The sequence below is a fragment of the Maritalea sp. genome (genome assembly GCF_051251695.1).
GTDB lineage: Bacteria > Pseudomonadota > Alphaproteobacteria > Rhizobiales > Devosiaceae > Maritalea.
The window spans coordinates 153,674-169,122 of record NZ_JBPOEU010000003.1; the positions used below are offsets into that span (position 1 = coordinate 153,674).

The window sequence follows — 15,449 nt, forward strand, 5'->3', positions numbered from 1 at the left end:
CATCAAAGAGCCTTAAATCAGCCATTGACGATGAGTTGGGCTATTTCATTTGTGTGCGCCATGTCATCATAAATGGTGTAGGTCGTCGTTCCACCGCCACCCGAGACCACGGTGTTTGCTGGTGCATCGGTGATGGAAATTGTATCGCCGCCATCTGTGTTTAATGTCAGCACATTGTTAGTGTCAGTCATGTTTTGAATATCGGTTGAACTAAGTTCCAAATTGGCATTTACACCCACATTTGTAAAATCGATCAATTCAACGTCGGTCAACACACTCCCCAATAATGTCTCATCATCTATTGTTCCAGTGCTTGCAGCAAAGTTTACCGTGTCGGTGTCTGCCCCGCCATCGATGCTTGCAGAAAGATCAAGCATATCTGCCTCCACGTTGAAAATATCATTTCCTAAGCCGCCTGAAAGGCTGTCAGCTCCGCCATTTGAATTTATTGTTTCATTTGCGCTTGTTCCGTTGATTGTGTCGGCGAATGCCGAGCCAATGGCAATTTCTACGCCGGAAACTTGATCGCCGCTCGCGTCGCCACCCGCAGAAACGGAGCCGTCAAGGTTAAGTGTGATGCCGGACCCTGATGTCGAGTAATCGATCGTATCGCTTCCTGCTCCACCAATGACTAAATCAACGCCAACGCCGCCTGTGATGATGTCATCGCCATCACCACCCGAAATCGTGTTTGTTCCCGTGCCACCTGACAATGTATCATTGTCTGCACCGCCGGCAATAATGTCATCTCCATCTCCACCTGTGATAATGTCATTGCCATCTCCGCCCGAAAGATTATCGATGCCAGCCGCGCCAGAAATGGTGTCATTTCCGGCACCGCCAAAGATAGTGTTGGCGTCGCCCGTTCCTGTAAGTGTGTCGTTTTGAGCCGAGCCCGTTAGGTTTTCAAATCCAGAGATGTTATCGCCAGCCGCATCGCCTCCAGATGCACTGTTGCTGCCCAAATTAACCGTTACACCTGCACTTGATCCTGAATAGTCTAACGTGTCATCGCCAGCGCCGCCGGTCAACGTGTCGTTACCTGCGCCACCTTTCAATGTATCGTTGCCAGAGCCACCTTCAAGCGTTTCATCAGCGCCTGTGCCATTTAGGATATCGGCATGCGCAGTCCCTATTATGACTTCAATAGATGAAAGAGTGTCGCCAGCCGCGTCGCCGCCCGAAGACGTCGTACCGTCAAGATTGACCGTGACCCCAGAGCTGGACACGGAATAATCAACTGTATCTGTGTCAGCACCACCGTTGATGTTGTCTGCGCCGGCGCTGCCGTTGAAATAATCGTCCCCAGCATCGCCAGTTAGAGTGTCATCACCGGCGCCATCATTAAATGTATCGTTACCCGCTCCGCCGATCAGTGTTTCAGCAACTCCAGTGCCGTTAAACTGATCATTTCCTGAAGACCCCGTAACTTGCTCAATACTCGAGAGCTGGTCCCCCTGTGCGTCGCCGCCAGATGAAGCGGTGCCATCAAGGTTGACGGTAACCGCCGATGCAGAATTGGTATAATTGACATGGTCCATACCTGTGCCACCATCAATAATGTCGATACCAGCGCCACCAACAATCGTATCGTCGCCAGCATCTCCAACAATGGTGTTGGTGCCTGAATTTCCCGTTATGGTGTCATTTCCACCGCCGCCAGCAATGGTGTTGTTAGCGCTCGACCCTGTCAGCGAGTCGTTTTGGGCGGAGCCGGTCATATTTTCAAAGCCGGAAATGGTATCACCGGTCGCGTCGCCACCTGTGGCACTGTTGGCGCTTAGATCAACTGTGACCCCAGAACTGGACCCTGAATAGTCGAGTGTGTCGTTGCCGTCGCCACCTTGCATATTGTCACCACTGCCACCACCGACAATAGTGTCGTCGCCGTCGCCACCAATCAACGTTTCAGCACTTGAGGTGCCGCGTAATATGTCATTTTGGGTTGAGCCGGTTACTTGTTCGAAGTTTGTTAGCACGTCGCCAGCCGCATCACCTCCCGCTGAAATTGTACCATCAAGGTTTACTGTGACGCCACTTGCTGAGGTTGAATAGTCAATTTGGTCATTGCCAATGCCGCCATCCATTGTGTCAGACCCAGCTCCCGCAACAAAAATATCATTTCCTGTACCGCCTTCAAGGATATCGTTGCCTGCGCCACCATCCAAAATGTCGTTGCCTGCGCCCCCTTCAAGGGTTTCATTTGCACTTGTGCCATTCAGGGTATCTGCAAACGCTGATCCAACAACTTGCTCGACGTTGTTGATGATATCTCCAGCCGCCTCAGCGCCTGAAGATGTTGATCCATCGAGGTTTACGGTGACCCCAAAGGATGCGCTTGCATAGTTGACTGTATCAGAGCCAGTGCCGCCATCTATCGTGTCAGCGCCTGCATCCGCCATAAAAATATCATCACCGGCATCGCCATACAAAAAGTCGGCACCGGCATTGCCAGAAATCGTATCGTCGTCGTTGCCACCCCTAATGGTATCAATCCCATCACCACCATAAAGGGTGTCATTACCTTCGCCGCCGTTCAGTATATCAGCACCCGCTGCCCCAGTAATTGTGTCATTACCCGCATGACCATCTAACTGATTGTCGTTGTCGTCGCCATCAATCGTGTCGGATACCAAGGAACCAACTACATTTTCAACATTGGTGATGCTATCATTTTGGGCGTCACCACCAGTTCCTGTACCTGCAACCAGATTAATTGTAATTGAGGTGCTTGAATTTGAATAATCAATCGTGTCGACACCCGCGCCGCCGTCTATGCTGTCTCCACCTGCGCCACCTACTAGGGTATCACTTCCATCGCCACCGTTGAGCACGTCATCCCCACCAGCACCATCTAAGGTGTCGTCACCCGCGCCGCCATCAAATGTTTCGTTGGCGGAGGTTCCGCTAATCGTATCGTCAAATGATGAGCCGGTAATGACTTCAATACTTGTGAGAATATCGCCTTGTGCGTCACCGCCACTCGAGGCAAGTCCATTGAGCAGGATATTGACGCTTGAGCCAGAAGTCGAATAGTTTGCGGTGTCATTGCCTGCGCCACCATCGATCGTGTCCGCGCCACCAAGGCCTGTCAGCTGGTCGTCTCCGGCTCCCCCGATCAGTACGTTAGCGCTTGCTTCGCCGATAAGCGTATCATTATGGCTTGAGCCGGTGAGATCTTCGAAATTAGCGATCGTGTCGCCTGCAGCGTCACCACCAGAAGCGGTATTGTTGCCAATATCAACCGAAACGCCGCCACTCGATCCAGAAAAGTCCAACAGATCGTTGCCCGCACCGCCATCAAGGTTGTCCGCGCCAGCACCGCCTGAGATTTGATCGTTTCCACTGCCGCCGGTTATCGTATCGTTACCTGCTTCGCCATAGAGCAAATCTTCTTCGTCGCCGCCGTCAATTGTGTCGTTTCCGTCGCCACCATTTATGGTATCGTCGTCATCGCCGCCTTGAAGTTGATCTGCCCCGGTGCCGCCGTCAATTATGTCATCCCCTTCGCCTCCAACAATAACATCATCGCCGCCTTCACCATTTATGGTGTCGTCACCGTCTTCGCCGTCAATGGTGTCGGCGCCCGCACCGCCATCGATTATGTCAGTTCCAGCACCACCATCTATGGTATTCGCGTTGCTATCGCCGGTTAAGTTGTCGGCGGCGGCGCTGCCAACGATGTTCTCAAAGCCTGAAATCGTATCCCCTGCAGCATTCCCACCAGAAACAATGTTGGTGCTTAGGTTTACGTTGACCCCTCCGGCCGATGCTGAATAATTAAGCGTGTCGATATCTCCACCACCTATCAAGGTGTCGGCTGCGCCAAGAGATGAAAACGTGTCGTTGCCTGCACCACCGTCAAATATGATACTTTGGACTCCGCCTACCAATGTGTCATTGTTCGCCGATCCGTTAATTTGTTCTATCGAAACAAAACTGTCGCCCTGGGCATGACTTCCTGTATGAGTGCCGGTGGCGAGGTTGATGCTGATCGCGCCTGAGTTAGAGTAGTCAACAATGTCAGTTCCATCACCGCCATCTAAGACGTCATTGCCAAGACCGCCGTTCAAACTGTCATCGCCGTCCCCACCTTCAAGTCGGTTGTCGAACGAATTACCCGAAATAGTGTCGTTGAAAGCGCTGCCAATGACATTTTCCATGCTCTCATAAGTATCGCCCTGTGCCGTGCCACCCGCGCTTGTTCCAAGAAGATCAACATTGACTGCAAACCCAGAACTTGAATAATCAATCGTATCGGTGCCAGAATCCCCTAAATATTGGTCATTGCCGTCATCACCGATAAAGAGATCATTGCCTGAACCGCCCGACACATAATCATTGCCTGCCCCACCAGTCACTGTATCATCGTCGTTGCCAGCATAGATGGTATCGTTACCGGCGCCGGCGTCGATGATGTCATTGCCCTCTTCGCCATAAATAGTGTCGTTGCCGCCACCGCCGTTTACGGTGTCGTTGCCAGCTTCAGCGTAGACCAAATTACCCGCATTGTTGGTCGTAAGCGTATCGCTCCCTTGGGAGCCATAAAGCGTCTCAATATTGGTGTAGCTGTCGCCTTGTGCGTTGCCTCCCAAGCCTGAGCCTGTCTGCAGATTAACGGTAACGGCAGTACCGGAGTTGTCAAATCTTAGAATATCGGTGCCTGCACCACCATCGACGGCGTCTGCGCCGGCACCAGCATAAATGGTGTCGTTGCCGTCGCCCAAATTGTGCGTATCATCGCCCGATCCGTCATAAACCGTGTCATTGCCTGTGCCAGCTTCAACCGTATCGTTTCCAGCTTGGTCGGAGATGATGTCATTGCCTGCACCGCCGGTAATGACATTGTTTGCAGCATCTCCTGAAATAGTGTCGTTATACGAAGTCCCGGTGACGTTTTCGATAGAAATGAACGTATCACCAAGGGCGTCACCGCTTGTGCCTGTTCCGCTTGCCAGCGAAACACTGATCGCGGCTCCTGCGGTAGAAAAATCGGCGGTATCAATGCCGGCACCGCCGTCTAGCATATCACTGCCTTGACGACCTGACATAAAGTCATCTCCCGCGCCGCCAGAAATGGTGTTGTTACCGACGCCACCGATTAATGTGTCATCGAAACCTGAGCCGGTTATGTTTTCGATTGAACTAAATGTATCGCCAAGCGCATCGCCCATTGTGCCAGTATTGGCACCCAAATCGGCGGCGACAGCGGACGCCGCATCAGAATAATCAACAGTGTCCATGCCTGATGAGCCGGTGATCACATCGGCACCACCACCACCATTTAGGGTGTCGTCGCCATCACCACCGTCCAAATTGTCGTCGCCTGCTCCGCCGTACAAAGTGTCCGCACCATCTTCTCCGTTAAGTTCATCATCACCCGCTTCGCCATATAGGGTGTCGTTGCCGGCACCACCGGACAAAGTGTCGTCGCCATCACCACCGCGCAAAATGTCATTGCCGCTGCCACCAGAAATGATGTTGGCAATACTGTCGCCGGTAAGTTGATCCGCATAGGATGAGCCGTAGAGATTTTCGATTTCGCTTAGTGTATCGCCTTGCGCATTCCCGCCGGTATTGATGCCGGTTGATAGGTTTACAATGACGCCTGTGCCCGATGCAGAGTAACTCACCGAGTCCAAGCCAGCGCCCCCAATATAAGTATCAGCGCCAATTGAATCGTTGAATAAATCGTTGCCTAATCCACCTTCAAAGCTTTCAGCACCGACGGTTCCATTGAAGGTGTCGTTAAAGTCACTGCCAATGATGTGTTCAATTTCATACAAGCGATCACCCTGGGCATCGCCGCCAGCACTTGCTGCACCTGACAAGAACAGTACGATTGCAGCGCTCGACAAAGAATAAGTAACTGTATCTATGCCGATTCCGCCGTAAATATTGTCTGCGCCTGCACCACCTTCCAGTGTGTCATCACCCTCGTCACCCTCCAATGTGTCGTTGCCGTCACCGCCATAAATAATGTCGTTGCCAGCATTACCGGATAGTGTATTTGCGGTGGCGTCGCCTGTTAGTGTGTCCACAAAAGCGGAGCCTGTAAGGTTTTCAATTGAAATATATGTGTCGCCTTGGGCATCGCCAAGATTGCTTGCAGAGGTGCTAAGGTTTGCCATCACGCCGGTTGCTGCATTGGCATAACTTGCAGCGTCCGTTCCTGCACCACCATCGAGTGTATCTGCGCCGACGCCGCCCTCAAGACTGTCATCTCCACCGCCGCCCGTGAGCAAGTTTACGCCCGTATCGCCAATAAGGCTGTCATTGAAGGCTGACCCTGTCAGATTTTCAATGGATGTAAGAGTATCGCCCTGCGCATCACCACCGCTGCCTGCGCCTGTTGAAAGGTTTACAGTAACTGCAGCCCCTGAATTTACGTACGTTGCGGTGTCGGTACCGGTGCCGCCATCAATTACGTCAGCACCAATGCCACCATCAATAGTATCGTCACCCGCACCACCATCTAGGGTGTTGTTCTGCACATCACCAGTAAGGACATCGGCATGATCACTCCCCAATAAGTTTTCAATGCCCGACAAAGTGTCCCCTTGCGCATCGCCACCCGTACCGCTGCCGTCAGATAGGCTGACGGTCACAGCGGCGCTAGAACCGGCATAACTTGCACTGTCCGTACCGCCGCCGCCATCTATAGTGTCCGCGCCAGTGCCGCCTACGATTGTATCGTTCCCAGTACCACCAGCTAGATTATCGTCGCCACCTGCGCCGCTGATTGTGTCGTTACCAGTTCCTCCATCTAGCGTGTCGCCGCTACCGCTGCCATTAAGGGTATCAGCCCCCGCCATGCCTTGTAGAGAGCTGCCATCTGCATGTGCAGTCAAACTGTCATTATGACTTGAACCAATTATAGATTCGACCGATGTAAAAGTATCACCGTCTGCGTCGCCGCCGCTTGATGTGTTTAGGGCAAGATCGATTATTACAGCAGTCGCCGAGCTTGAGTAATCTGCGGTATCATTTCCAGTGCCACCGTCCAATGTGTCAGCGCCAGCCAGCCCAATAAGGGTGTCGTCGCCAGCCCCGCCTGTTAGTGTGTTAGCGCCGGTCGCACCAGTCAGTGTATCGGCGAAGCCAGAGCCGGTGATATTTTCAACATTTTGAATAAAATCGCCCTGCGCCTCATTATTTGTTCCGTTGCTATCAGCAAGTGAAACAGCAACTCCAGAAGTCGCGTTTGTGTAGGTGACCGTGTCTATACCGGCCCCGCCGTCCAAGCTATCGGCACCGCCAGCGCCTTCAAGTAAATCATCACCACTTCCGCCCACCAATGTATTGACGTTGCCATCGCCGACCAAGATATCTCCGAAATTTGAACCAGTGACGTTTTCGATGTTGGAGATAGTATCGCCCTGGGCGTGGCCACCCGTGCCAACGCCGGTGCCAAGATTAAGTTGGACAGCGTTGTCAGATCCCGAATAATCGATGGTGTCGGTGCCTAAACCGCCATCTAAGATATCTGCACCGCCTAGTCCGCTCAGACTGTCATTGTTTGCCCCGCCTTGCAGATCATCGACGCCCGCGTTGCCCGTAAGAACGTCGTCGCCAGCGCCACCAATTAGGGTGTTGCCGCTGACCGCCGCTGATAAACTATCGGCGTGGGAGGAGCCGACAATTGTTTCAATGTCATTGAAGGTGTCACCTTGGGCGTCACCACCCGTTGATGTGCCACTTGCTAGATTTATGTTTACGCTGGCAATTGATGTCGCATAAGACGCCGTATCAGTGCCTGCGCCGCCATCAATAACATCAGCACCGCCTTTGCCCTCGATAGAGTCATCCCCGTCGCCGCCAAAAAAGCTCTCGCTGACGGACGATCCAGTTAGTTGATCATTAAATGCTGTCGCGCGAATGGTTTCTACGCTGTTTAGTTGGTCACCCGCAGCATCACCGCCAACCCCAGAGGTCCCGTCTGTCGAAAGCGTTACCCCAGCAGCGGAGTTTGAATAATCTGCGGTATCGATCCCAGTGCCGCCGTCTAAAGTATCCGCACCTGCTAAACCGATAAGGGTGTCATCACCTGCACCACCGGTTAGGGTGTTTGCATTAGTGTCACCAGTAAGGCTGTCATTGTTTGAAGATCCGGTCAGGTTCTCAATGTCTGTAAAGCTATCGCCCTGCGCATCGCCGCCAGAAGCAGAGTTGGTGGTCAAGTTAAGGGTCACAGCGGATGCGGAACCTTGATAGGTTGCTGTATCATTGCCCGCGCCACCATCCAAACTATCGGCACCCGCACCACCTTCCAATGTATCGGTGCCATCGCCACCTTGTAGGTCATCAGACCCAGCAAGGCCGGAGAGTTGGTCATTGCCGGTGCCGCCCAATAGTTGGTTATCAAGGCTATTGCCTGTCAGCGTATCAGCTTGGGCTGAACCAATGATGTTCTCAATATCGGACAAGGTGTCGCCCTGAGCGTCGCCACCAGATCCTGTGCCTGTGGATAGGTTTACATCCACGGCTCCAGAAGAGGCCGAATAGTCCACACTATCAGAGCCTGTGCCCCCAGCAAGTGTATCCGCACCACCAAGACCCACTAAACGATCATTACCTGCACCACCGTTCAAGGTATTGTCAGAGCTATTGCCGGTCAGGTCATCATTAAAGTCAGAACCAACAATGTTCTCGATTGAGACAAAGCTATCCCCAACAGCATCCCCACCCGAAGCGGTGTTGGTGGCTAGATTAATCGCAATGGCAGAAGCCGAAGTTGAATAATCAACAATGTCTGATCCTGCGCCACCGTCAAACGCGTCTGCTCCGCCAAGACCAACCAATGTGTCATTACCAGATGCACCTGAAAGCGCGTTGGCACTATTGTCACCAGTAAGACTATCGTTGCCAGAAGACCCCAACAGGTTCTCAATGTTAATCAGCGTATCCCCAGCCGCATCACCTGATGAGCCGGTTCCAGTTGAAAGATTGACCGTCACCGCAGAAACAGAACTAGCATAAGACGCCAAATCTATGCCGTCACCACCATCAAGACTATCCGATCCACCGCCACCTTCAAGCGTATCGGAACCCAAACCACCCGAAAGAGTGTCATTGCCAGTTCCCCCGTCCAGAGTGTCGTTGCCTGCTTCGCCTTGCAAACTATCATTGCCGCTATTGCCGGTGAGGGTGTCATTACCAGCACCGGCCAGTAGGGTGTTGGCACCTGCATTCCCTGTCAAAACATCATCAAGAGCGGAGCCGGTGATGTTCTCAATTGAGACCAAACTATCCCCTTGCGCGTCGCCACCTGCACCTGTACCCGTAATCAGCTCAACATCAACCCCAGCAGCGGAGTTTGAATAATCTGCGGTATCGATCCCAGTGCCGCCGTCTAAAGTATCCGCACCTGCTAAACCGATAAGGGTGTCATCACCTGCACCACCGGTTAGGGTGTTTGCATTAGTGTCACCAGTAAGGCTGTCATTGTTTGAAGATCCGGTCAGGTTCTCAATGTCTGTAAAGCTATCGCCCTGCGCATCGCCGCCAGAAGCAGAGTTGGTGGTCAAGTTAAGGGTCACAGCGGATGCGGAACCTTGATAGGTTGCTGTATCATTGCCCGCGCCACCATCCAAACTATCGGCACCCGCACCACCTTCCAATGTATCGGTGCCATCGCCACCTTGTAGGTCATCAGACCCAGCAAGGCCGGAGAGTTGGTCATTGCCGGTGCCGCCCAATAGTTGGTTATCAAGGCTATTGCCTGTCAGCGTATCAGCTTGGGCTGAACCAATGATGTTCTCAATATCGGACAAGGTGTCGCCCTGAGCGTCGCCACCAGATCCTGTGCCTGTGGATAGGTTTACATCCACGGCTCCAGAAGAGGCCGAATAGTCCACACTATCAGAGCCTGTGCCCCCAGCAAGTGTATCCGCACCACCAAGACCCACTAAACGATCATTACCTGCACCACCGTTCAAGGTATTGTCAGAGCTATTGCCGGTCAGGTCATCATTAAAGTCAGAACCAACAATGTTCTCGATTGAGACAAAGCTATCCCCAACAGCATCCCCACCCGAAGCGGTGTTGGTGGCTAGATTAATCGCAATGGCAGAAGCCGAAGTTGAATAATCAACAATGTCTGATCCTGCGCCACCGTCAAACGCGTCTGCTCCGCCAAGACCAACCAATGTGTCATTACCAGATGCACCTGAAAGCGCGTTGGCACTATTGTCACCAGTAAGACTATCGTTGCCAGAAGACCCCAACAGGTTCTCAATGTTAATCAGCGTATCCCCAGCCGCATCACCTGATGAGCCGGTTCCAGTTGAAAGATTGACCGTCACCGCAGAAACAGAACTAGCATAAGACGCCAAATCTATGCCGTCACCACCATCAAGACTATCCGATCCACCGCCACCTTCAAGCGTATCGGAACCCAAACCACCCGAAAGAGTGTTGATGGAACTGTTGCCTGTTATGTGGTCGTTAAAGTTCGATCCAAACGCGTTTTCAACATTGATAATGTTGTCGCCCTGTGCTTCTCCACCAAAGCCCATCCCAGTAGCAAGGTTTATTGTAATGGCCGATACTGAACTAAGATATGAGACAGAATCAATACCAGTGCCACCGTCAATTTGATCCGCACCATCGCCTCCAAACAATTGGTCATTGCCTGCACCGCCATCCAGAATGTCGGCACCATCCATCCCATAAAGTGTATCATTTCCACTTCCAGCGGTGATGATGTTGGCATTGACGTCACCTGTAAGTAAATCGTCAAGATTGGAGCCGGTCAAGTTCTCGATATTGATGAGTGTATCGCCAGCGGCATCGCCACCCGAATGCACATCTGTAGTCAGGTTAACTGTTACTGCGGTTTGAGAATTCGTGTAATCGGCTGTGTCAGAACCGGCACCGCCTTCAATCGTATCTGCCCCTGCGTCACCTCGCAGAATGTCATCACCATCGCCGCCATCCAACGCGTCATTTCCTGCTCCGCCGGAAAGCGTATCGTTGCCCAGGTTGCCGATAATGTTGTTTACTGCAGCATTGCCTTCCAGGCTGTCGTTTGCGATTGAGCCTGTTAAGTTTTCAATATTTGTGAGTGTATCGCCTTGGGCATCGCCACCCGAACCTGTTCCAGAAGTAAGGCTGACATTTACAGCTTGCGCGGATGTTGAATAGTTGGCGGTGTCAGTTCCAACCCCACCATCCAATGCATCTCCACCACCTGCACCTTCCAACACATCATCGCCTAAACCGCCGGACAATGCATTGGCTGAACTGTCTCCCAACAAACTATCGTTAAACGCAGAACCTGTTAAATTCTCGATAGAAACATAACTATCACCCGTGGCGTCGCCGCCATTACCGGTTGAAAGGGCAAGGTTGATGGTCACAGCTGAAGCAGAATTAAGATAGGTCGCCGTATCTGATCCCGCCCCCCCAGAAAGAGCATCTGCGCCTTGTCCACCGTCCAATACATCGTTGCCGCCATTGCCTGAAAGCGTGTCGTCGCCAGTGTTGCCTGATAATATATCATTTCCTGCACCGCCGAAGAGATTGTCATCGTCAGCGCCGCCACTCAGCGTATCATCACCGCCAAGCCCGTAGAGGGTATTGGCACCCTCATTCCCGGTTATTTCATCACTTTGTTGGGAGCCTTCGATATTTTCAATATTTGTAATGATATCGCCCTGAGCATCTCCATTTGTGCCGGTGCCCGTTAGGAGGTTGACCGTTACTCCGTTTGTTGACCCCTGATAGCTGGCCATGTCGGTACCTGCGGCACCGTCAAGGGTATCTGTGCCCTGACCACCTTCTAAAGTGTCATCGTCATCGCCACCCAACAATGTGTCATTTCCTAAACCACCCGTAAGCCTATCTTGGCCCATACCACCGGAAAGCGAATTGTTTAGCTCGTTGCCGGTGATGGTGTCATTCAGGTTTGTGCCCGTGATATTTTCAATCGATGAAAAAGTGTCCCCCTCAGCATCTCCACCAGTGGCCAAATTGGCCGACATATCGATGTTGATCGCGTCGGTAGAACTCGAATAGTCAGCGGTATCAACCCCGCTTCCACCCTCAAGACGGTCTGCTCCAGCAGCGCCGATCAGTGTGTCATTGCCGGCACCACCCGAAAGAACATTGGCTGCGCTATCGCCAATCAGCTGATCGGAGAATGATGTACCAATGACATTCTCGACATTTGAGTAAGTGTCCCCTGCCGCATCACCACCCGTGGCCGCAGAGGTTTGTAAATTGATTTGAACTGCCGCGCCTGAGCCGGAATAATCTACTGTATCAATGCCCGCTTCGCCGGCGATCACGTCCGCGCCCGCTCCACCCTCCAGGGTATCGTTGCCGTCGCCGCCCAAAAGCGTGTCATCACCCGCTCCACCGCGCAGGGTATCATCGCCCGCCCGGCCAGAAAGGGTGTTGGTGTTAGCGTCGCCCACCAATTCATCCGCATATCCACTGCCAAGTAGGTTCTCAATATCAGTAAAGCTATCGCCCGCGGCGTCTCCGATGCTGCCGGAATTAGTTGCAAGGCTTGCGCTGACGCCACTTGAAGCTCGTTCATATGATGCCGTGTCGGTGCCAGTTCCGCCAATTAGAGTATCAGCGCCAGCTTCGCCAGAAATTACATCATTGCCTACGCCGCCCTCAAGGCGGTTTGCACTGGCGTCGCCTTTCAATTGATCATTGAAATCGGTGCCTATTATGTTTTCGATGGAGGAATATGTGTCACCGTTGGCATCGCTGCCCGTGCCCACGCTTAATAATAGATCGATGTCCACTGACGATGCTGCGCCTTGATATGATGCTGTATCAGAGCCGGAACCGCCGACGAGATTGTCCGCACCGCCGCCACCCACAAAAACATCGTCACCATCATTACCCTGCAGGGTGTTCGCGCCCATATCACCGGTTAAGGTATCATCGAAAGCTGTACCTTCTACTCCTTCAATGCTGACGTAGCTGTCGCCGTCCGCATCTCCTCCCGAACCCGAAGATGTAGTTAGGTTTACGTCTACAGCAGTGGCAGAGGATGCATAGCTTGCTACATCTTGTCCATTGCCGCCGTCCAAAATGTCAGCGCCGGCGCGTCCTTCAAGCGTATCGTTGCTTGCTCCACCTGAAAGCATATTTGCAGCGTCATCACCTAAAAGGCTATCCGCGAAATCAGTACCAACAATATTTTCGATGTTTGAAAGCGTGTCTCCCTGAGCACTTCCACCTGCTCCAGTTCCCGCTTTCAGATCGATTTGAACAGCGCTCGACGTGGCGCTATAGTCTACCGTATCTGTTCCTGAGCCACCGTCAATTTGGTCGGCACCTGCACCACCGACAAGCTGGTCGTCGCCTGCACCGCCGAAAAGCTTATCCGCACCATCATTGCCGATAAGTCGATCATTGCCGGCATTGCCTGCCAGGGTGTTGTCTCCGGCGTCGCCCACAAGAATATCAGCAAAGTCAGAACCCGAAATGTTCTCAAATTCTGCGATTATATCGCCGCTCGCGTCACCACCCGACACCACTCTACTGCCTAAATCTACACTTACCCCAGCGCCAGAACTTTCATAAGCTAGTGTGTCCACTCCTTCGCCGCCGGTGAGTTGATCAGAACCTGCGCCACCTTGGATTTTATCGTCCCCGGAACCGGCCGATAAAGTGTTTGCCACTCCATCACCTGCTAGGTTGTCGTCAAAGTCGGATCCTGAGATGTTCTCGATGTTGATAAGTGTATCGCCCCCAGCATGGCCGCCAATACCAGTGCCTGTGCTTAGGTTGACAGATACCGCCTCATCAGATTTTTCATAACTTGCTGTATCGTTGCCCGTACCGCCATCTAAATGGTCGCCGCCTGCAAGGCCTTGAAGTATGTTGTCGCCGCCATCGCCAATCAAACGATCTACAAGGGCAGAGCCCTCCAAATTCTCAATGTTTGTAAGGGTGTCACCCGCTGCGTAGCCGCCATCAGCCGTATTGACACCAAGGTCTACATTAACTCCAATATTTGATGTTGAATAAGATACAGTGTCGTTACCCGAGCTGCCATCAATCTGGTCGTGTCCAATGCCTGCATAAACTGTATCATCGCCTGCGCCAGCATTGATTATGTTACCAGGAGGGTTGCCAGAAACGACAGCAATGGTCTCTTCCGTCAACGGGTCGATAAACACGATGTCACCATCAGAATTCACCTCACCAACACCAAGCTGTACGCTGGCGTTGGATGTCCCTAAGCCACCATTCCCATCGTCCAGTGCATATTCAATGCCAATCGAACCAAGATTGTAGAAACCATTTTCATTGGCTGTTTGCCCGGCGTTGGGCACATCGAATGCAACCTGGATTTGTGTTGTCAACGGCGTAGCCGTATCGACAGAAAGCTCCCAACCTTGGTCGGTTTCTGTTGCGCCCAAAACACGCATGCCAGCGGGAAGACTGGTTACGGTAAGGCTTGTTGGCGTCCAGCCCTTAAAAGGAAAATCAACAGAGACTTCCACGGACACGGCGCTTGAACCGCTTGATGCCAGATCTTGGTTGTCGGCATAAATGATATCAGCGTTGGCAGTGCCGTTGACGACTTCATCAGCACTCATAGCGCTATAGCTGCTATCCGTTGCAGCTGGGGGGCGGTGGGTTGCTCCTTTAATGATGGTGCGCCCATCGTCGGCAATTTCTGAAGTCTGCCCGGTGATGCCAAATACGCGTAGGCTTAACTCGGCTTCCGGCAACGCCTCAATACCGTTTTGTGCAGGGGGGGCGGAGGCCGATGCAGTGCTGTCAGACCTACCAGTGAGCTCGCTTGCACCTATTTTTTCGTCGATATTGGAGCGATCAAACTCATTCTCACTGTCGCCCTTTTTCTTGTCAATGAGTTCTTCAGGAGTTGGTTTTGCGAGTTTTTGTACTTGCTCCACCTGCGCCGTTTGTTCTGCTTCAACCGGTTGTTGGGGTTCTTGTATTTCCTCTATAGGCTCTGATTGTTCTGTTTGAGACAAAGATGTGAATGTGCTCGTATCCGAGCTGTCTTGATCTCTAAATTGACCAACTTTGCCCAATATTTCCTGCGCCGAATAGACTTGGTTAGCCAACATCATCGTTGGTGCTTCACCAATTGTCGCCAATAGGCCATATTCAAGAATTACGAGTTTAGAGCCGTCGGGGAACTCAATAATCAGATCAACATCTGACAAAGCAACTTGGGCGTCCTCAATATCGAAGTCGAACGTTAGCTGTTCACCATTTACAGGCTCAACTATACGTGTTTCCCCTGAGCTTGGCTTTTGAATAGCTTCTGTTGAGGCAACTTCGACGTTCGCATTTGTACCTTTGGCTGTATCGGGTTCTGCTGCCCCTAAAGCGAGCTCAGTTGGATTGTCGTTTTCCATGCGATACCTCGATACGCCCACTCTACAACAAACCTTAAGATCTATTGGCAGGACTGCTTATAGTGATCCAATAAAATGCAAATATTA

General features: G+C 52.1%; 1 protein-coding gene. It reads right to left on the reverse strand.

The window, feature by feature from the left end:
- Positions 1–17: 17 nt before the first annotated feature.
- Complete coding sequence (locus ACSHWX_RS02620) at positions 18–15,362, reverse strand: hypothetical protein (RefSeq protein ID WP_435666622.1); 15,345 nt, start codon at positions 15,360–15,362, stop codon at positions 18–20.
- Between the last annotated feature and the right edge of the window lie 87 nt (positions 15,363–15,449).